General features: G+C 52.8%; 15 protein-coding genes. 4 read left to right on the forward strand and 11 right to left on the reverse strand.

Annotated features, from left to right (window positions below; translation table 11 throughout):
• Window positions 1-268 precede the first annotated feature (268 nt).
• The 6 genes from H8L32_RS04505 to H8L32_RS04530 form a co-directional block, all read right to left on the reverse strand.
• Window positions 269-2,884, reverse strand: a complete 2,616-nt coding sequence (locus H8L32_RS04505) for a TonB-dependent receptor (RefSeq protein ID WP_186945970.1) — start codon at window positions 2,882-2,884, stop codon at window positions 269-271.
• 352 nt (window positions 2,885-3,236) lie between these two features.
• Window positions 3,237-4,460 (reverse strand): ABC transporter substrate-binding protein, encoded by a 1,224-nt coding sequence (locus tag H8L32_RS04510; protein ID WP_186946298.1) that lies wholly within the window; start codon window positions 4,458-4,460, stop codon window positions 3,237-3,239.
• Window positions 4,461-5,051: 591 nt separating this feature from the next.
• Window positions 5,052-6,449 carry an ATP-binding protein gene (locus tag H8L32_RS04515; protein ID WP_186946299.1) on the reverse strand — a complete coding sequence of 466 codons (1,398 nt, stop codon included), beginning with the start codon at window positions 6,447-6,449 and terminating at the stop codon, window positions 5,052-5,054.
• Between the two features lie 106 nt (window positions 6,450-6,555).
• Entirely contained in the window at window positions 6,556-7,269 is a 714-nt protein-coding gene (locus H8L32_RS04520) for a response regulator (RefSeq protein ID WP_186945971.1), read from the reverse strand.
• Between the two features lie 26 nt (window positions 7,270-7,295).
• Window positions 7,296-8,621, reverse strand: coding sequence for an ABC transporter substrate-binding protein (locus H8L32_RS04525; protein WP_329605154.1), 1,326 nt, complete (start codon window positions 8,619-8,621; stop codon window positions 7,296-7,298).
• A gap of 214 nt (window positions 8,622-8,835) precedes the next feature.
• Window positions 8,836-10,284, reverse strand: a complete 1,449-nt coding sequence (locus H8L32_RS04530; RefSeq protein WP_186946301.1) for an ABC transporter permease/substrate-binding protein — start codon at window positions 10,282-10,284, stop codon at window positions 8,836-8,838.
• Window positions 10,285-10,510: 226 nt separating this feature from the next.
• On the opposite strand from H8L32_RS04530, the gene H8L32_RS04535 reads away from it, so the two are divergent.
• Entirely contained in the window at window positions 10,511-11,392 is an 882-nt protein-coding gene (locus H8L32_RS04535) for a dienelactone hydrolase family protein (protein WP_230412056.1), read from the forward strand.
• 163 nt (window positions 11,393-11,555) lie between these two features.
• On the opposite strand, the gene H8L32_RS04540 is transcribed toward H8L32_RS04535, so the two are convergent.
• Both H8L32_RS04540 and H8L32_RS04545 read right to left on the reverse strand, forming a co-directional pair.
• Window positions 11,556-12,563, reverse strand: a complete 1,008-nt coding sequence (locus H8L32_RS04540; RefSeq protein WP_186945972.1) for an AraC family transcriptional regulator — start codon at window positions 12,561-12,563, stop codon at window positions 11,556-11,558.
• 97 nt (window positions 12,564-12,660) lie between these two features.
• Window positions 12,661-13,725, reverse strand: coding sequence for an NAD-dependent epimerase/dehydratase family protein (locus H8L32_RS04545; protein ID WP_186945973.1), 1,065 nt, complete (start codon window positions 13,723-13,725; stop codon window positions 12,661-12,663).
• A gap of 245 nt (window positions 13,726-13,970) precedes the next feature.
• Here H8L32_RS04545 and H8L32_RS04550 point away from each other — a divergent pair, with 245 nt between their 5' ends.
• The gene (locus H8L32_RS04550; RefSeq protein WP_230412057.1) at window positions 13,971-14,612 is read left to right on the forward strand and encodes an START domain-containing protein; all 642 of its coding nucleotides are present in this window, start codon (window positions 13,971-13,973) and stop codon (window positions 14,610-14,612) included.
• A 77-nt stretch (window positions 14,613-14,689) separates the two neighbouring features.
• On the forward strand, window positions 14,690-15,406 hold the full coding sequence (locus H8L32_RS04555) for a Rossmann-fold NAD(P)-binding domain-containing protein (protein WP_186945974.1): 717 nt from the start codon (window positions 14,690-14,692) through the stop codon (window positions 15,404-15,406).
• A gap of 96 nt (window positions 15,407-15,502) precedes the next feature.
• Here H8L32_RS04555 and H8L32_RS04560 read toward each other — a convergent pair whose 3' ends face one another.
• The 3 genes from H8L32_RS04560 to H8L32_RS04570 all read right to left on the reverse strand — a co-directional run bounded on the left by H8L32_RS04560 (window position 15,503) and on the right by H8L32_RS04570 (window position 19,036).
• Window positions 15,503-16,567, reverse strand: coding sequence for an alkene reductase (locus tag H8L32_RS04560; RefSeq protein ID WP_186945975.1), 1,065 nt, complete (start codon window positions 16,565-16,567; stop codon window positions 15,503-15,505).
• Between the two features lie 214 nt (window positions 16,568-16,781).
• Window positions 16,782-17,369: a TetR/AcrR family transcriptional regulator gene (locus H8L32_RS04565; protein ID WP_186945976.1), complete on the reverse strand. Its 588-nt coding sequence runs from the start codon at window positions 17,367-17,369 to the stop codon at window positions 16,782-16,784.
• 263 nt (window positions 17,370-17,632) lie between these two features.
• Complete coding sequence (locus tag H8L32_RS04570) at window positions 17,633-19,036, reverse strand: aspartate kinase (protein WP_186945977.1); 1,404 nt, start codon at window positions 19,034-19,036, stop codon at window positions 17,633-17,635.
• A gap of 247 nt (window positions 19,037-19,283) precedes the next feature.
• Between H8L32_RS04570 and H8L32_RS04575 the strand changes: the two genes are divergently transcribed.
• A complete protein-coding gene (locus tag H8L32_RS04575; RefSeq protein ID WP_186945978.1) occupies window positions 19,284-20,840 on the forward strand; it encodes an FHA domain-containing protein in 1,557 nt (518 codons plus the stop codon).
• The last annotated feature ends 1 nt before the right edge of the window (window position 20,841 follow it).

Raw genomic sequence — 20,841 nt, forward strand, 5'->3', positions numbered from 1 at the left:
CTGTGACAATTCTGCGTAAGTCCTGTAAAGTCGGTTGCAAAATTAAAATGGCCCGGCACCTCCGGCCACGTGCGCCGACGCAGACCACACTTTATTCGCACGGTAAGAAGACACAACAACGCCAGATTGATTTTGCAACAGGTTCTTGGTAAATGAACTTTAGCAGCCATTGACTACGCATTGTGCAAAAAAAACCTCCCCTGTTGCTTATATAGGGAGGCTCTTCAGGTGCCCTGGTCTGAATTGCTTCAGAACATCATGTTAAAGATCAGAACTTGGCTCTGACACCGAGGCTGTAACGTGCGCCGTTCTCATATACGCCAACCGGCAAACCATCTGTGGTATTGGTGCGTATCACAGAATTGGTGAGGTTGACGGCAGTGGCAAACAGGCTGATTTTTGGTGTGATATCCCAGTTGGCTGTGGCATCCCACTGGCCATAGGCACTGGTGACATCCTGACCACCTTCATCCAGACCACCGTAAGACTTGGACCGGTAGTTATACGACAGGCGGAAGCTGATACCATTCTTTTCATAATAGCCGCTGGCATTCAACTGATTGCGTGAATTGCCGATCACATTCAGTTTTTGCCCGCCAGCGATGGAACCTGCCTTGGCATCCGTGAAGGTGTAATTCACGATTGCACCAAAACCATTACCAAAGGCTTGCTGCCATTGCAGTTCCAGACCATTGATGACGGCGCCATTGTCCGCATTGTGCGGACGAGTGACCGGGCGCATCACACCGCCGACATTTTCTTGTGCGGTCGAGGTATAGATGAAGGTATCCAGGCGTTTGGTGAACAAGGTGGCAGACAACATCGATGCATCAGCAAAATACCATTCTGCACCTATCTCTGCCTGGTCGGCATGATATGGTTTCAGTAAAGGATTACCGGCGGTGGCGGCATTGGTGGTGCCACTGACTTCGGTACTGGCGCTAAGGTCGCTATAGGTGTTGCGTGCCATCACCCGGGCTACTGCACCACGCAGTATCAGGTCTTTGCGCATGTCATACACCACGTTCACGCTGGGCAAAACATCGTTATAGGTACGTGTGGTGCTGCCGATCACATAGTTGCCCTTGCCGGTCAGATCTTGATAGGCTTCAGATGTTTGCTCGGTCTTGACCAGGCGCACACCAAAATCACCGCGCCACTGGTCGACGGCATAGTCGGCCTTGACGTAAGCTGCCGTGATTTTTTCCTTTATCTTGTAATACTCACCCTTGGCTTCGTTATACACCATGCCCTTGTCATACATGGCAAAGCCCTTGCTGGCAGCCAGTGCATCATTGACCCAGGCATATTGCGTCAATGAACCAGAGGTAGCAGCAGCCTGGCTCAGCAATGGTGATGGGCCAGTGGATAAATCAGCCAGGCTGAAAGACTGCCAGCCTGGGCTGTCCGGGCCTACCGTGCCTATGGTGCGGTGATTTTGCACGGTGTTGTCGCGGTATTTCAGGCCCAGTTTAATATCCTTGATGAAGGAACCTGTCAGGTCCCAGGTCAGATCGCCCTGCACATAGTTCTCTTTGCTTTCCATCTTGCGTATCCAGTCACGTGCATTTTGCAGCGTGAGTTTGGTTGGGTCGAGAGGGTTCATGTCCAGGTAAGATACTTCATAAGTATCCGGTGCGATATTCACCGTGGCGCGGGTATTGCCGGTGAACCAGAAGTTACGGTCATGTTTGCTGCCGCCTTCGGCAGATGTGGAGCCTAACTGACCATGCAGTTTCCAGCCATCACCTTCATAATTGCCTTCCAGATCGAGTATCTTGGATTTGATATAAGCTTCACGATAGATAGGTTCAAATGAAACACCAGTTGTCGGGCCGACTGTGCCGCCGACGACTGCCTTGGTGCCATCAGAAGTGGTGATGAAACGAGGATTGGTGATACGGATAACATTATTCTTGTCCGCCAGGCCACCTATCTGCCACAGATAGTTCTGGTTGTTATTGTCCATGTTCATGTCTGAATTGATGTAATTCAGAGAGATGTCGCTATCACGGTTAGGCTTGATTTGCAGGGTGACATTGCCGGTGGTACGTTCGCGATCCTGCCGGAAAATCGCCGAGCCACCACCCCATGATGCATACGCATTCGGTGTGGCAACATTGTTTTGATCGATGATGGTGTACTTGGTGGAGTCTGTAAAATTTTCCAGACCATCACGGCGCATGGTGCGTTTTTGTTTACTCAGCGACAGCAAAATACCCAGTGTGTTTTCATCATTCTTCCAGTTCACCAGACCGGAGATTTGCGGGTCAGTCTTCTTGGGCAAATCAGAATAGGTTGCTTCCAGCGAGAATTGCGCTGTCAGCGGTGCCTTGAATTGCAGCGGCTTGCGCGTTTTGACGTTGACCAGGCCACCGATACTGCCTTCATCCAGATCAGCGGACGGGCTCTTGTACACATCCAGGCTGCCTACCAGTTCAGAAGGCAGGATGTCATAGTTGAAGCCACGGCTTTGGGAATCGTTTTTCCACCAGTAGGCTGAAGCTACCGACTGGCCGTTCAACTGCGTCATGTTCAGGCTTTTATCGGTACCGCGTACGAAAATGTCGCGGCCTTCACCCCAGGTACGGTCTACAGAAATACCGGGTACGCGCTGCAGCGAATCAGCGACGTTCTTGTCCGGGAATTTACCCAGATCTTCAGAATTGACGCTATCGACAATATTTTGCGAATCACGTTTGCCAGCCAGGTTCTTTTTCAATGTATCGCGTATGCCGCGTACTTCAACTGATTGTGTGCCGGGCGTATCAGGAGCAGCTTGCGGTGCTTCATCGGCGGCATATACAACGTTAAACGCAGTCGTGCTCAGTACAAGGGCTATCAGTTGCGGCAACAGTTTTTTCTTGAATACAGGCTTGGTCATGTAAGTCTCCTCTGGATAATTGGCTATATGGCTGGGGATTTAAATTGAAGGCCGGGCAAAATCATCTGGTGCTGTCGCTTTGCCATATTGATGTTGTATAGGCCTTGGAAAAGCTGCTTCCTTTCAGGGAATGCGGTAAGCAAGGTAAAAGAAATGGCTATCGCCGCTACGGGGACATAGCCTGCTCATGGGCAATCTCCGTCTGTCAAGGTAAAGGGATGATTTCTGTTGTTCATTTTTACGTCTGTTTAAATATTTTGTTATGTACCAATATGGCTGGCGATATCTGTGGGTAAAAAAACCGACGCCACGCCGGGCGTCGGAAAATCATACGACTTGGGGGAGGTATGAATTATTTACGCAAAGATTTGTATGAAGCCGACAAACCGTTCTGTATTCTTGACGCTGCATCTTTGCCCGATAAATTGCCGTTTAACACATCGGCATTGACGCTCCATAATTCCTGTTCCAGGCTGGGCTGGCCACGGTTCAGTATTTGTGCATTCACCCTGATGCTGGATTCACAAGCCGTGCGCCATTCCATCATCTGCTTGCCTATCGGATCACGTACCGCGATCAAATGATTCGACAGGGAGAAAAAACCGGTAACACGGTTGGTATAGATATCCGCAAATTCCTGCGAGCCCAGCCACTCCAGAAACTTGTAGGCATCTTCCTTGTTTCTGGATTTTTTATTGATGCCTATGCCTATGTCCATGTGGTCCAGGATGTAACACTTGTCACCCGCAGCCCGCACCGGTGGTGCAAAAACGCCAAACTCCAGCCCTGCCACCTGGTTGAAATAAGAAATATCCCAGGACCCGACCGGATACACAGCTGCACGACCAGATGCAAACTGATGCTGGCTGTCGCTATAGCTCTGGGTGCTGGCCGTATTCGGCAGATAGGCACTCAGTTTTTTTTCATAATCAAAAGCAGCGACAAAGGCAGCATCGGTAAATTTGGCCTTGCCGCTTATTAATGCCTTGCGGCCGGTTTCACCGCGCCAGTAATTCGGGCCTATGCTGGTAAACAAGGTTTGTGTTGCTTCCCATTTTTCTGCTGTGCCCAGTGCCAGCGGTACGTAACTGCCATTCTTCTTGATGGCGTCCAGTACGCTTAAAAATTCAGCCTCGGTTTTTGGTGCCTGCAAATTGAGCTTCTTGAAAATCTTTTTGTTGTACAAAAATCCGTGTATCACGGATGCCACCGGCATGCAGAATGTCGTCCGGGCATCATCACTTTGCCAGGCCAGCAAGGCCGTGGCTTCAAAATGTTCCATGCCGGGTTTGCCATCCAGTTTGTCCAGATAACCCTTGCTGTACAAAGTCTGCGACACATCAAATGGCCGGCACGCTACCAGATCACCCACCGTACCGCTGCCAAATCGCGCCAGCAAACTGCTGTCGTATTCGGTCGGCGCAGTGGGTGAAAATTTGATATCTATACCGGGATGCCCTTTGCTGAAGGCCGGTATCAGGACCGTTTCCCACAAGGCCTTGTCGTCCACGCGCCAGCTTTCCATGACGAGCGTACCTGCATTCGCAGTACCCATCACGGCAGTGGCGCATAACATGGCGATGTTGAAAATGCGTTTCAAGAGACATCCTTTTGATAATATTTGTCCGGTAAAACAATCATTAAATTCCCTCCCCTTCAAGGGGAAGGCCAGGGTGGGGATGGGTTTCGGTTGATTAAGCCGTTATCAAATTACCGACGAACCCCATCCCCATCCAACCTGTCCACCGCGCTGCTTACAAACAATTCGATATAAATGAATTACTCGTTGAAGCTGATACTAGCAACGCGATGAATGTAATGCCACTTGCATATCTGTTTGTTGCTGTATACGCCAAGTGCTTGATTTTATTGAAAAATTTATTCGGTACTCAGCTGGGCTACTTACAAATCCTTACCCGGCAATGACTACGATATGGCGGTTCGCTGGGGATAATGTGGCTTGCTGGTTTTCAGATTCCTGATGTGCAGAAACCTTACTTAAGAATTCATTACAAAACTTTACAAAAGTCCGGATAGGGATGTTGTGAATTGCGCAGACTGGTGGCAAACCAAGAGCTGACAGGCTTCAGGCAGCCGGGCAGCTGTCTGCTGTCTGACACATGACGCATGAGCGGAATCGTAAAGAGAATAAGGATGAAATGCCTGATCAGGCAATATGCTGACTGGGCAGGCTGATGATGGCTTTCAGTCCGCCTTCGGGATGGTTTTCCAGTGTCAGCGTACCACCATGGGCCTCGATGACGCTGCGGGCTATACCCAGGCCCAGGCCCATGCCGCCTTCGTTCTGTTCGCGTCCATGCACCAGGCGCACATACGGGTCAAACAGATTGGGCAAGGCATCTTCCGGTACACCGGGGCCGTGGTCACGTACTTCGATGATCACGCTATCGGCCAAGGCATGCACGCTGATTTCGGCACGTTCACCATAGTACAGCGCATTGTCGAGCAAATTGCCGATGGCGCGTTTCAGCGCCAGTGGCTTGCCGCGTACCGATACACCGGATTCTTCAAACAACACATTGTGTTTGGCCAGGTGGGCGCTGCGCACCAGCCGCCAGATCAGGGGATCGAGTCTGACTTCGGTCGGGTTTTCATGAATATCACTATCCTTGACGAATTGCAGGGCACCCTTGACCATCATGTCCAGGTCATCCAGGTCTTCTTCAAATTCGGCACGCAAGACATCATCATCCAGCAGTTCTGAACGCAGTTTCAGCCGTGTGATGGGGGTGCGCAAATCATGCGAAATCGAAATGAACAGGCGCTCGCGGTCTTCCAGATACCCCTGTATGCGCTGGCGCATGGCGCTGAAGGCGCGTGCCGTGTTGATGAATTCGCGGCTGCCGGTTTCCGGCAGGTCTGGCATATGCTCACCCTTGCCAAAGGCTTCAGCCGCATCCGACAGGGCTGCCAGCGGGCGCGTGATCCAGCGCACCACCATGATGGACAATAACAATACTGCAGCCAGCGACAAGCCCTGCAACACCAGGCGATCAAACGACAGCGGGTCATTCCCTTTTAAAAAATATGGATTAGGCATCAGAGCCGCCAGGTACAACCAGTTACCCGGCTCCAGCTCGGTCTGTATCACCAGTACCGGTGCCGGTTCGGGTTTGATCAGCAAGATATGCTGCACCCAGCTTTCCGGCAGGTCGCTGATGCGGGTGCCATCGGCAGAGGTAGTCAACTGGTCGGGCCAGGCGAAGGCGACTTTAAATTCGGGATACTGTGGCAGGTCGGTTTTCAGTGTATTCGTGATCTTGCCCAGTACGGTCTGCGCCAGTGCCTGTGCTTCAATTTCGCTGACAGGCACGACGGCATTATTGGCCTGCACAAAAAAACGGGTGCCGCCCATTTCACGAAACTGCTGTATCAGTACGGTACGATAATTCGGTGGCAAACTGCGAAAGAAGCGTATTGCGCTGGATGCGCTGTGCGCCAGGTATTGCGATGCCGTGGTAGCTTCGATCTCTGCCTTGGCACGTTGTTGCGTGGTCCAGATGGCGCTGCCCACCAGTTGTGTCAGCAATACTCCAAACACCATCACCAGCGATAGCCGCCCCAGCAGCGATTGTGGCAACCAGTGCCAGCGTCTGCTTGTGTCTATTGCCTTGCCTGGCGCTTTGCTGCTGGCCGTATCGATTTTTGATTCAGGCACTGGCAATGCTCACGTCGGCAGAAAACACATAGCCGGCACCACGCACTGTCTTGATCAGGCTGGGCTGCTTGCTGTCATCTTTTAACAGCAGGCGCAGGCGGCTGATCTGCACATCCAGCGAACGGTCCAGTGGCCCGGCATCGCGGCCACGGGTTTCTTCCGAAAGAACATTACGGTCCAGCACATCACCGGGGTGCTCTACAAAATATTTCAGTAACTGATAATCCAGCCCGGTCAGTGCTACCACTTCACCCGTGCTGTCAGTCACCTTGCGCTCCACCAGATCCAGCGTGAAGCCGACAAAGCGATAGTAGCGTGGTGCTGCCGCTACATCCAGCGCAGTGCGCCGCAAGATGGCCTTGATGCGTGCCAGCAGTTCACGCGGGTTATAGGGTTTGGCGATATAGTCATCCGCCCCTAGTTCCAGCCCGACGATGCGGTCGGTATCGTCAGAACTGGCGGTCAGCATGATGATGGGCACGTTCGAACGCTGACGCACCACCTTGCACAACGCAAAGCCATCGGTATCGGGCAGCATCACGTCCAGTATCACCAGCGACAACTGGTTTACCTGGCTGTTGAATTCGGCCACAAAGCTTTCACCGTTATGCGACAGGATGACTTCATACTGATTCTTTTCAAGGTAGGCTTTCAGCAATACCCTGGTTTTCTGGTCGTCATCCACTATCAGTATTTTTCGCATCATCATGTCCACCTGACTGTCTTATTATCTTATGGGTTTTGTTTTTTGTTGCTGCCAAAGGTCTTGAACATCGCTGCCAGTCTTGCCTGTGTGTCGGCAGGTGTTACCGTTGCATCAATAAAGTAACGGTGTATTACGGCGATGATTGCATCCTTGCTGGATTCATCCGTTGCCATGCGGTGCACCAGGCTGGGTGCCTGGGTGGCAGCACCCTGGGCAAACGCATGCCAGGAAGCGCGGGCGCAGCTATCCATTCTGGCCGGGTCGGCATCGCGCCGCACTGATACGGATCCCTTGACGGCATTGTAATCAGCCTGCACGGCGGGCGTGGCTACCAGCCGCGCCAGTTTCTCTTGCGCCAGCACGCGTGAATAGTCATTGGTAAACATCGACAGGGTGTCTACGCTGTACAGATGGTATTTGCCGGTGCCAGGCATGGGCGTGCAGGAAAACGCTTCGTCTGTTGCAAAACCCAATTCATTCAACTCACCCTTGACCCAGTCGCCGGTGATCATCATGGCTGCTTCATTTTTTGAAAACTGCCGTACCACGTCTGTCCATGGACGTTCATCGACAGGATTATTCATCCAGTTTTTCATCAGACGCAGGCGTTCCAGTGCCTGCGTAAAACGCTTGTCAAATACCGCCTGGGCATTTTGTTTGACGAACAGTTCGCGATGATAATCGGGGCCGCTCTCGGCCAGAATCAGGTTTTCAAACAGGGTGGCGACTTGCCATGGTTCGCTGCTTTGCGCCAGCGGTATGACACCCGCCGCTTTCAGTCTGGCTGCCAGCAGGACCAGTTCATCCCAGCTTTCTGGTGGCGACAGCTTCAGGCTATTGAACAGCTTGCGGTTGTAAAACAGGGTATTGATGCGATGTATGCCCAGCGGTGCCGCCACCACATGCTTGCGGTGCTGTATCAGCGTTTGTATGGTGGGGAAAAAACTGTTGCTCCACTTGTTGGCAGTGGCGACTTTGTCCAGCTCCAGCAAAAATCCCAGGTCAGCCCATTCCCGTATCGAGACGCCGATAATTTGCGTCACCTCGGGCGCATCATTGGCCAGCACGCGGCTTTTCAAGACCTTGCCTGCACCGATGCCCGCGCCGCCGGGTATGCCGACATCACGCCAGGCTACGCCTTCATCTGCCAGCCTGCTGGCCAGCAGAGTCGCCGCCTTGCGCTCGCTGGCAGATGTCCACCAGTGCAAGACTTGCAGCGTGGTATCCGCTTGAACCGTGCCCGCATCAACCCTTGTCATGCCATACAGTAGAATCAACACACCAGACACGACCACCCGGACCAGGCCCCAGGCTAGTCGAAATGCAGCGACATGTTCAGTTAACGAAATCACTTAAGCGGTGTATGGGAAATAATTTATTGCATTAGGGAAATGGCTGCGCGGCTGATGTGTTTTTGTTCTGGAATGAGCATCATGACCATTGGGCCGGATGCATATTACCAAAGGGGGCAGATTTCCGGTAGGCATTGTTCTTTTGTGTACACAATGTAGCAGGCGCTAGTTGCATCTGATTGTGTCTAATGGCATCTGACTGCATCTGATGTTGTCAGCTATTTTTAATGCCTTTTTTTATCACCAGACGTTCCAGCAAATCAAATCCCCATTGTGTCAACAATGCCAGTGCGGCGGCAGGCAGGGCGCCAGCCAGCAGCATCTGGTTGTCGTTCAAGGCCAGACCTATGGCGATGCGTTCGCCGTAGCCACCGGCACCAATAAAGGCGGCGATAGTGGCCGTGCCCACGCTCATGACGGCAGCAGTCTTGATGCCTGCCAGAATGGTTGGTAGTGCGAGTGGCATATCTATGTGCAGCAAACGGTCACGCGCAGACAGACCCAGCGCATGGGCTGCCAGCCGTAAGCCTGCTGGTACCTGCGCTATGCCGACACTGGTATTGCGTACTATGGGCAGCAAGGCATACAGCGACAGGGCAATCAGGGCGGGTGTAAAACCTATCATTCCCAATAGTGGTATCAGCATCGCCAGCAAAGCCAGCGATGGTATGGTTTGCAAAATGCCGACCACGCCCATGACTACTTCGCGCAGACGTGGAGTAAACGCCGCGATAATGCCAAGTGGTATGCCCAGCACGCTGGCTACGGCAATTGCCAGCAGCACCAGCAGCAGATGTTGTGATGTCAGGCGTAAAAAATCGGGGCCAAACAACTTGTGCATGAAGCTTTCACGCGCTACCGGTGTGCCAGGTGCTTTTGCCACAAATTGTTGCGCCACCTGGGCAAAGCTCTGGCCGTCGATTTCTGCTGCTGCGTTCATGGCGATCATTTGCGTATTATTGATCTTGCCCTCCAGTCGCTGAATTGCCGCCCAGGCTTGCGGGAAACGTGCCGGCATGTCCAGCCGGTACAGCAAGACGGCGTCATAACGCGGGAAATAATTTCTGTCATCAGTCAGTACGCGCAAGCCCAGTTGCCTGATCTTGGCATCGGTAGAATAAATATCGATGACATCAACCTGGCCTGCAGCCAGCGCTTCATACGCAATGCCATGGTCCAGCCCGGTTGCCTGCTGCGGCAGACCATATAGTTTGATCAACCCTGGCCAGCCATCGGCACGCCCTAAAAATTCATGCGACAGGCCAAAGCGCAAGCCGGGCTGCGCCGCCAGATCAGTCAGTGTTTGCGGGGCGGTGCTTGCGTTCCTGGGCAAGATCGCCAGCGCATAGGTATTATTAAAACCCAGTGGCACGGCAACACCCAGGCCTTGTAGCGCCAGTTCGGCCTGCATTTGTGGCAGGCTTAAGGCACTGTCGTGCTTCAGGATTTCGGTATTGATGGTGCCCATGTATTCCGGGTAGATATCAATGCTGCCGGTCTTCAGTGCATTGAACACGATTGCCGTATTACCCAGGCCCTGCTGATGCCGCACACGGGCATGTGGTGCGGCGGTCTGCGTCAATACTTCACCCAGGACATAAGATTCGGTAAAACGTTTGGAACCCACATTCAGCGTGTCTGCGGCCTGTGTCTGTGTCGTCATGACGCAGAAGAACAAAAACAGGTTCAGCAGCGCTGTCGTGTGGGATTGCAGTCTGCACCTGTTAAGCATGGGTTTTGCTCCGCTAAACTGCCATTGATTGAATTGCTGTGTATTCTACATGCCCCGCACGCTTGGCCAATTCAACCCTGATATTGTCCAAACCACCGCTACGCATGTTGCTTATGCAGACTTACACTGCAGGCTCCACATCAGACAGGAGCCCGCCATGTCCATCCCCATCAAAGATATCAGCAAACCAGACATGCATGCTGATGACTTGTTGACTGATTTTACGCCGCGCGAGATCACACTCAATGATGTCAGCAAACGTGTGTACGTGACGGGTAGTGGTGGTGTTAGTGATGGCAGTAGCGGAAATGGTGGCAGTGATAGCCGGCCAGCCGTCATCGTCATGACAGAAATGCCTGGCATCAGTCCGCATGTGGCGCGCTTTGCGCGCTGGGTGCGTGATGCGGGTTTTACTGTTTACATGCCCTCACTGTTCGGGCGTGATGGTGTGGTCGCAACGGCAGAAGAGGGGGCTGCCGTGTTTCAGAAAGCCTGTGTCAGTGCAGAATTCCGTGCTTTTGCCGGCAAGGGGACCAGCCCTGTCACTTTGTGGTTACGCGCATTGGCAAAGCTGGCACATGCAGAATGCGGTGGCCCTGGTGTCGGTGCCATAGGCATGTGCTTCACCGGCAATTTTGCCTTATCCATGATGCTGGAACCGGCAGTACTTGCGCCAGTGGTGGCGCAACCATCATTGCCCATGGATGACCCGGCAGGCACAGGCCTGGATGCAGCCGACTTGCAAGTAGTACGCCAGCGATTGGAAAACGAAAACCTGACCGTTATGGCTTACCGCTTTGAAGGCGATGCCTTTTGTCGCGCCCAGCGCTTTGCCGCATTTTCAGATGCACTGGGCGAACGCTTTGTTAGCCGGGTATTGCCAGACAGTGCCGCCAATCAGGATACTGCCCCGTTCTTCAAACGTTATGTCACCACGCCGCACAGCGTCGTCACTGCACATTTGATTGACGAAGCAGGACAACCAACGCTGGCAGCGCGGGATGAAATACTGGCGTTTTTCCACAGCAGGCTTGTGTAGGCTTGCGCAGGCAGTGCCAACTGAGCAGGTTTAAATATCCTTTGCTCATTACCTTGATGGCAGCGACATATAGCTATGTGAGCTCATTTGCCAGACAACATACTTGAATCGGCCATGTTGAATCGGCCATGTAGGCTGGCTCAGTGCCTGCTTAATGCCTGGCTTAGTGCCTGGCTTTCACCGTTTCATGTCGATATGCTGAAGGGGTATTACCTGTCCAGTCCTTAAATGCCCTGATAAAGGAATTGACTTCCTGAAAGCCAAGAAGATACGCAATTTCTCCCTGCGAAACGGAAGGGCTGCTCAGGTAATGCTGTGCCAGTTGCTGACGCGTGGTATTGAGAATATCCATGAAGCTGGTAGACTCTTCATTCAATTGTCTTTGCAGCGTACGCTTGCTGACTGCAAGGTGCCTGGCGACGGACTCTATTGAATATTCCCCAGCGGGTAGCCCTTCCAGCAGCACCGCCCTGACACGATCACTCATCTTTGCTGTTGAATCCAGTGACGACAGTCGCTTGCGCAAACCGGGTTCAAAATATGCCCACATGGCTTCATTGGCAGTCAGGAAGGGTCTGACACCATCCTGGCTCGAAAACACTATCCGGATTGCAGCGCCCTTTTTTGGCGACAGGCCGAAATAGTCCACATATTCCCCAGCATTTGCAGGAATTTCCGGCACTGTCACTTCCAGGGGAATCACGCGATGGCGGGTACCTAGCCTGACGAGTTGCGTGAGAAAGACCAGTTCCGTCATTGCCAGGCTCCTGGGAATGCTGCCCTCGCTTCCATAACACTCCAGCGTTATGGATGTCTTCAACAGCCCTGCATGCACGCTCAGCGTCATTGGCCCGATGAGCTTCTTGAATGCCGACAAACGCTGCATGGCGATATTCAGATTCGCACTGCACAGGCTCGCAAAAATCGGCGGGTCGAATGCTTCGACCGAAATAGCCGCGCCAACCTTAAGCGGCAGAGATGCGATTCCCGCCGACGTTTCAATGGCTTGCCATAAACCGAAATACTGTGCAGCCGTGATACTGGCTTCCTTGCGTGAGAACAGGTCCGCAGGGAGGTTTGCCAGGCGCAGCAAGTGATCCGGATTGAGTCCCATATCACTTAGTAGCAGCCTCCAGCCGGGCTGGACAGAGAAATGCGTTGCTCGTTTCATTGCCTGTCAGGTTTCCTGGTTAACTTTCAAAAAGCATTCAACAACACTCAGCAGCATTCAACAACACTCAGCAATACTGCGCAGCACTCAGCAGCACTCAAGGCCTGGGAATTTGCCCGCTGTCTATCAATTGCTGGAACATGTCCTGAATTGTAACTTGCAAGGGCCGATAGGACATCTTCAGTTCACGCACGCTCTTGCTGTTATCTGCCTGCCAGCCATAAGCAACATTCCTGGTAATCATCTTGCGGGTGATGCTTTTGTCCGCCAGTGGTGCAAACAGCCAAACCAGCCATTTTGGCAATATGCGACGCGGGACTGGGTAGGCATCATATTTCGGCAGCAGAGCCTCAGCAATCTTGGGTAGCGAGGTGTTGTGTCCGGAAACGATGTGACGCCCCTTGGCGTTTGGCAGGTAGGCTGCGTGTAGGTGCGCGTCGGCTACATCCCGCACGTCGACCGCGCCGCATCCGATATCGGGAATGCCCGCTTTCATTCGCCCGTTACCCAGCTGGCGGACGAAATTGAAGCTCTCAGATGAGGTGCCTTGCACATTCAGCCCAGGGCCAAGAATGAAACTGGGGTTGATGACGACCAGATCCCAGCGCGACTGTTTCTGCACGATGCTCCAGGCTTCCCGTTCGGCCACAGTTTTCGAATAGGAATAAGGGACATGCTGCAGCGAAGAACTGGTATTCCAGATATCTTCCGTCAGAACTTGCCCCGGTGCGTTTTCGATATCTGCGCAATCTCCGTAAATGGCTGCGCAACTGCTGGTCAGGACCACCCGTTGGACAGATTCCGTCTTGCTTGCTGTTTCCAGAACATTGCGCGTCCCCAGTTTTGCCGGATCAACGAGTTCCGTTTGCGGGTCGCCAACCTCCAGTTTGAAAGGTGACGCAGTATGGAAGACGACCGCACACCCCTGCATCGCTTCAGTATAAGAACCCTTGTCAAGCAGATCGGCCTTGAAGTAAAGAATGGTCCCAGGCAAGCGCAAGGCCAACTGATTGAGGTGCGCAAGTTTGTCTGCATCCTTGGGATTGCGTACCGCGGCATGGACTGTGACGCCTTCTTCCAGAAGACGTTTCACAATCCAGCCGGCAAGATAGCCGGTGGCACCAGTCACCAGTACAGGTTTGGTCTTGTCAATATTTAGCATGGCTTTGCTCTCACAGGTTGTTGACTCATAAGGGGCCGGTCGCTTGCTGGTCCGGCCTTGTAAATGAAAGCCATTTTCCCCTTTAGCTGGCGCGTAAGCGTCATCAATACGCGCCGCATCACATTCAATATGCGCCATTTGTGTGGCGCGTTCTGCATCATTACTGGCGTTATCGGGTGATGTCTGATCCAGATACGGGCCTTAAGCTACGTGAACGATCTATTTTTAACCAGGAGGCATCAGTGATGAAGAACAGACTTTTCATGAGCGGGGCAACAAAAACAGTAATGATGCTGGTCAGCTTTCTTGTGTGCCATGTATCGATGGCGGCACCGGAATGGACACTGGCCAAGGATGCAGAAGGTATCAGGGTCTATACCCAGGCCGTGGCAGGTTCGCCACTTCGTGAGTTCAGGGGTGAGGTGGACATTGCTGCTACTCCGGAGCAGGTTGTCAGGGTATTGAAGGATGCGAATTCTTTTCGCAAGTGGATGCCGAATGTAGTTGTTTCGGAACTGTTAAAATCGTCCGAAACGGATCAGCACCACTACCTTGAAAATGCAGTGCCGTGGCCGCTAGTGAATCGTGATGGGGTCTACCACTTCATGTATTCGCATTCGGATGAAGGGGGGATTGCTGTCACTACGGTACGCGTGGAAGCACTTCCTGATTATTTGCCAAAGAAGGATGGCAAAGTCCGGATTCCAAAGTCAGATGGATACTGGAAAATCATCCCGGTGGCTTCCGGCGTCAAAGTGATCTGGCAGATTCACGCCTATCCCGGAGGTGAGATACCTGCGTGGCTGGTCAACAGTACCGTCATTGACACGCCATTCAAAACCCTCAAGGGTTTGCGTAATTTCCTGCAGCCAGAAGCTAAGCACTAGTGGACCTTGCCTGAAAGAAGTCCAAACCAATTCACAACACATTCACCGTACATTCACCACACTTCACGGATAAACATATGCAGCAAACTCTTCCCGGTCTTGATCCTGCCCAGGCGAAAGCCGCGCCTGTAACCAGAAAAGTCCTGATCGCCGGTGCTACCGGACTGGTGGGCGGACTTATACTTCAAGGCCTGATCGAAGATGCGACCGTCGGGGAAGTTCATGCATTGGTCAGACGGGAGCTTGCTGTCCGGCATCCCAAGCTGTTCACCCATGTGATCGATTTCAAATCGATTCCAGCCTTGCCGCCGGTTGATGAGGTGTATCTGGCACTGGGTACAACCATCCGGCAAGCAGGAAGCCGTGCGGCTTTCCGTGCAGTGGACTTCGATGCAAATCTCGCCGTGGCCAGGGCAGCACTGATGTCCGGAGCAAAACGAATCGGACTGGTCAGTGCCTACAGCGCGAACGCCGGCGCATCAATTTTCTATACCCGCGTCAAAGGCGAACTCGAAGATGCATTGAACCTGCTTTCCACCGAAACCCTGGTCATTGCCCGGCCATCGTTCTTGCTGGGTGACCGCGATGCGCTGAAGCAGCCAAGTCGCTATGGAGAAAAGATGGGTATCTGGCTCAGCAAGCTGCTTAACCCCCTGCTACCAGCGAATTACCGACCCGTCGAAGCACGAAAAGTCGCGAATGGATTGTTGGCGATGGTGCCATCCTGTCACGGGAAGATGATACTGCTGTCAAAAGATATCCAGCATTTCGATACGCCGTCTTCCATCAGATGACGGATATTGATTGTCGATGCATCGTGCAATAAAAATGCCCGGCATAGTCCGGGCATCTTCATTGCAACGAGTTTGATCAAGTTCGATCAAATTCGATCAAGCAGCTTGCAGGCTGGGGTAATCCGTATAACCCTTGGCACCTGGCGAATAGAAAGTCGAAGCATCAGGCGCGTTCAATTCTGCACCTTGTTTGATACGTTCCGGCAAGTCAGGGTTGGCCAGGAAGCTGGTGCCAAAGGCAATTGCATCGAGCTTGCCGCTGCTGATAGCCTGGTTGGCTTCATCGGCCTTGTAACCCATATTGCCTACCAATACACCCTTGTAGTTTTCGCGGGCAACCGTCATGACATCGCCGGTTTGTGCCTGGAAGAAGTCAGAACGCATCACATGCAGATACGCCAGCTTGAAATCATTCAGGCGGGTAGTCAGGTAAGAAATCAAAGCCAGCGGATCGCTATCCTTCATGCTGTTATAGCTGTTGAGAGGCGACAGGCGCAGACCCACCTTGTCAGAGCCGATAGCAGCATTGACCGCAGTCAATACTTCAAACAGGAAACGTGCACGGTTTTCGATAGAGCCACCATAACTGTCAGTGCGCTGGTTGGCGCTGTCACGCAAGAACTCGTCGATCAGGTAACCATTGGCACCATGTACTTCAACACCGTCAAAGCCAGCAGCAATCGCATTTTTTGCACCTTGTGCATAGGCGGCTACCAGCGCCGGGATTTCATCCAGGCGTAGTTCACGTGGCACAGCGTTAGGGATTTTGCCGTTTGGTGTCTGTACTTCTGAATCGATGGCGATGGCGCTTGGGCCTACGTTTTCAATACCGTTGTTGAATGCAGGCACGGCAGCGCGGCCAGCGTGCCAGATCTGCATAAAAATCTTGCCACCTTTGGCGTGCACGGCGTCTGTCACAACTTTCCATGCAGCGATTTGTTCAGCGTTGTAGATGCCTGGTTCAGCATAGAAAGCCGAGGTGTTTTCAGCCACCATCGTGCATTCAGTGATGATCAGACCGGCACTGGCGCGCTGGCTATAGTATTCCGCCATCAGGGCGTTAGGCATATGACCGGCATCGGCACGGGCACGTGTCAACGGGGCCATCAGGATACGGTTAGGCAGTGAAACAGAACCAGTTTGCAGGGGATTGAATAACATTTCTTTTTTCCTTTATCGGGACATGTGGGGTCAGCAAAAACAAACAGCAAAACTTAAAAATCAAGGCAGATAAGCCACAATTGAAATGCTATGTGTAGCTTAATTAAAATACTTCAAGATAAAAATTAGACTGGTCGTCTATAAAAATTGCAAAGTTAAATGCAGAGCTAAATCGTTTATATTTATATCAACTTCGGGAAATTCGGTTTAGGTTTTACAACTGAAGCATCTTGCGGGTGGCCCGCATGGCGCTTTCCAGCGCACTCATGTCTCGTCGCATCTTGGCCAGCAGTGTTGCACCCAGCCACATTTGATACAGAGTCTGGGCGCAATGGGCCGCATCCAGATCAGTTGGCAGCGAGCCATCGGCAATACCTTCACGCATACAGTCTGCCAGGCGGGCAATAATACTGTCGGTACCATGTTGTAAAGCCAGCCGCATTGCTTCAGACAAATCCGATACTTCGCCACCCAGCTTCGCCGCCAGACACTGGCATTGCACGCTTTCACCCGGACGTTCCGGCAACCAGCCTTGCCAGTAACGCATCAGGCGCTGAGCCGCAGGTTCATCACTGCTTTTCAACAGCGCATCGATTGCCGCCAGGTAACCAGCAAAATAATCGTCCAGCAAGGCTTCACCAAACAATTCCTTGGATTTGAAATAGTGATAAAACGAACCCTTGGGCACCGCAGCCGCTTTCAACACTTCATTCAGCCCGACCACAGAAAAGCCCTTGCCCAAAATAATGGGCTTGGCAGTATCGAGGATATGTTGCCTGACATCGGCGCGCGGAGTATTCATGGTTCGCATTCTAGATCAAATTAGACCAGTCGTCTAGTAAATTTATTTTAATCTTGTTTGCCGGGGTAAGGGGGCCTTACTCTTACCTGTAATCTCAAATTAGTCCCTCCAGCAAAGGCTGGCTGCCGTCCGGAATAATGTGCTTGACAGAAAATGACCAGGAAATCCCCTCCCTTTCAAGGGGAGGGCCAGGGTGGGGATGGGTTTCTGTCGATTGACTATAGACGAATTTACATCGAAAACTGCGAAATCCCGCTACCGCCTCACCCCTTAAAGAACTCGGCATGTATGGCTTGCAAAGCCAGCTTCCTGTCCTCTTGCTGCACCAGCATATAGGCCGCCACTTCACTGGCACCCGCAGCCGCGAGGCAGACATGCACACCTGCCGCAATAGCGGCCGACAGGGCGCGGCTGGCAATCGCTCCACCTACATCAGATGCTTCCAGTACGCCATCGCCCACCACGGCAACGATGGCTACCTCGGCATTGCGTGATACTTCCACCACGCCCGCCAGGTGATGTTCCATCAGCGCCGCGTAGGCGGCATCCAGATGATCACGCGCCACCAGAATATTGATGGCAGTCTGTGCTGTCAGCACACTCTTGATATTGATACCGTTCGCGTCCAGCGTATGAGTCACCTGCGCCAGGATGCCGGGCTTGAAACCCACGCCAGGGCCATGCAGCTTCAGTATCGCCACGTCTTCGGTTGAAGTGACACTTTTCACTACGTCGCGTGTCACCTTGCGCTGCGCATTGATGATGGTGTAAGGCTGCAAGCCGCGTTCCGGGCGGGTGATGTTCAGGATGCGGATAGGGATATTCTGATCAAACAAAGGCTCTACCGTGCGCGGGTGCAGGATCTTGGCACCAAAGTAAGACAGCTCGGCGGCTTCCAGGTAATTCAACTGCGAGATGGTGTGCGGTACGGCTACCGTGCCGGGGTCGGCACTCAGGAAACCATCGACATCCTTCCACACGTCCAGCGATTCTGCTCCTATGCAACAGGCAATCGATGCAGCCGAATAGTCAGAACCACCACGCCCAAACAAGGTCGCCTTGCCATTGCTGTCAACGCCATAAAAGCCGGGTACGACAATCACTTCATCGCCCTCCAGGGCTTTGGCGACAGCAGGTGTACTGACTTTAAAATCACAGGCCGCATTGCCAAACACACCATCTGTGACTAAACCTATATCTTCTGGCAAAGCTTCACGTGCCCTGATGCCACGACTCAGCAAGACCTCTGTCAGCAACAGGCTGGACAGGCGCTCGCCATAACTGAGGATGGCATCATTCACAAACGTCGGCACGTCACCGATGCAGTGTATGCCTGTCAAATATCGGTCCAGTTGGTCCAGCCGTACTACCAATGCCTTTTCTATACGAGCGCGCTGTGCCGCATCGTTGATATTTGCTTCCAGTATTTGCTTTTTCAGTGCCCGCAGGTTGAGCGTGTAATCCTGGCTTTCGGCCAGAGCCGCTGCCGTGCCCGCCCCTTCTCTTGCGGCCTGTACACAGGCAATCAGCGCATTGGTAATGCCATAAAACGCCGAAACCACCAGCACCAGAGGACGCTGATAAGTTTGTACTACGCTGACGACGCGGTTGATATCTTCAGGCTGACGCAGGTTGGAACCACCAAATTTGACGACGATTTTTTTCATTGCAATTTCCAAAACAGGGATGGCAGATTGATCAGAGACATTCCACAGCCATGCCGCAAAAGCTGGCAACAGATATGAAATGACGCATATCGAAACCGACAAGGGTAATGCAGGCAAGTTGACAGGTCAACGCGCTTGCTCATTCATCCCGCAAGCAAATGGCAAAACCCGGTCTTGTTCACCCATATGATCTGGCGCTTCAAGCCTTATAGTAGGATCATTGCGCGTACTATGACCCTGCCTCACCATGAAAAAATGCCAAGCCCCGGATCACCCCCATTGCACGCACTGGGTGGCTGAAGGCGAAGCCATCTGCGCTGCTGGCCACTCGCAAGCAGCGACGGCAAACGCTAGCCGCACCGCTGTGTTAAAGGCATCGGCAGGCATTATCACCCGGCAAGCGGTGGCAACTACAGCAAGCAATCTGCATCTGCATTTCAGCGGCTACGATCCACGCGCAGCTGGTGGGCGTCAAACCATACGGCTGGAATTGCGTGGCACACTGCCGCCCGACATCCGCAGCCTGGCAGTACAGTTGCGTTCAGAGCTGATTGCCACTGGTGCATCCACACATAGGCTATTGCGCACCACGTCCGGCCAATGGCAACCTTTGCTGATCAGTTTTACCTCCAAAAACAAAGAGCATGGGCAATACCTGCTGGAAGTCGCTCTACTGCATGAACCAGCAGACAGAGACCAGCGCAAATGGATATGCACCAGCGTGCTCTTCGTCCCGCGCTCAGATGCCACACTGACAGAAATTCATAGTGTGTTTTTGGCAGTACAAAAAAATGTCCGGGTCCTGGCGGAAGATGGTGCAATCGCTACTTTAAGTGGCTGGGGGCAGTCCAGCGCCTATGCGCAAGGCAATATGAATATAGAAATCAATGCCAAAGACGCAGCCATTGCCAAGCTGGATATGCAGCCTCTCACAGGCAAATCAGAAATTGCCATGGGTACCATCGCATGGGATGAAGAACTGATCGAAGTCGCACCAGAGCAAGAAGCCACGACCAGGCAAGTTGCGATACCAAATGTTGCAAAAGCACCAGCCAGGATAGTCACCAATACCAGCAATACTGGCGCCAATAGCACCAGCGGTACCAGCGCCACCACCACAGCCATAGGCTCGGCCAGTCTGGTAACAATGGACAGGGCACAGCCACACGGCACCATACGGCTGTTCGCCCGGGATGAATGGGTGCTGGGTCGCATGGAACAACAAGCCCAGGCCGATATCCTGCTCAGCCACCGCACCAGCACCGCGTCAGAGAATGCCCGGCTAAGCCGCCGCATCAGCGCCCGCCATGCCGTCATCCGCAGAAAAGGTGAGGATGCAGAAATCATTGATGTATCACGCTATGGCACTTTGCTCGACGGTATCAGTATGGAGAAAGACCAGTCCTACACCTTGCGCACCGGCATGCACATCGAGTTTTGTGCCAGTGTCAGAGGCATAGTGAAACTGCAAGTGCTTGCTATACAGCCGCACGCCATCATTGTCGCTGAGGCAGATGCCAATCCTGGGGCTGAATTGTTGTACCTGCTGAAATCCGAAACCCGTCCCGCTGCACCAGATACCAGCGCAACGTCAGCATTGCCCTTGCTGTTTCATTTTCAGGGTAGTTTCTGGTACCGGGACGGTCGCACTTTGCAAGATACAAGGCTGAACGAGTTGGCCGACATCAAAGCAATGCCCCCGCTAGCGGCAGGCTTGCGTTATTTCGACGTGCCGTATAAGGAAATGGCATTTCATGTTTACCCGCAAATCCAATTTGCTTGGCAATCAACTACAGGAAAATGAG

This window comes from Undibacterium hunanense (assembly GCF_014284335.1).
Classification (GTDB): Bacteria; Pseudomonadota; Gammaproteobacteria; order Burkholderiales; family Burkholderiaceae_D; genus Undibacterium; species Undibacterium hunanense.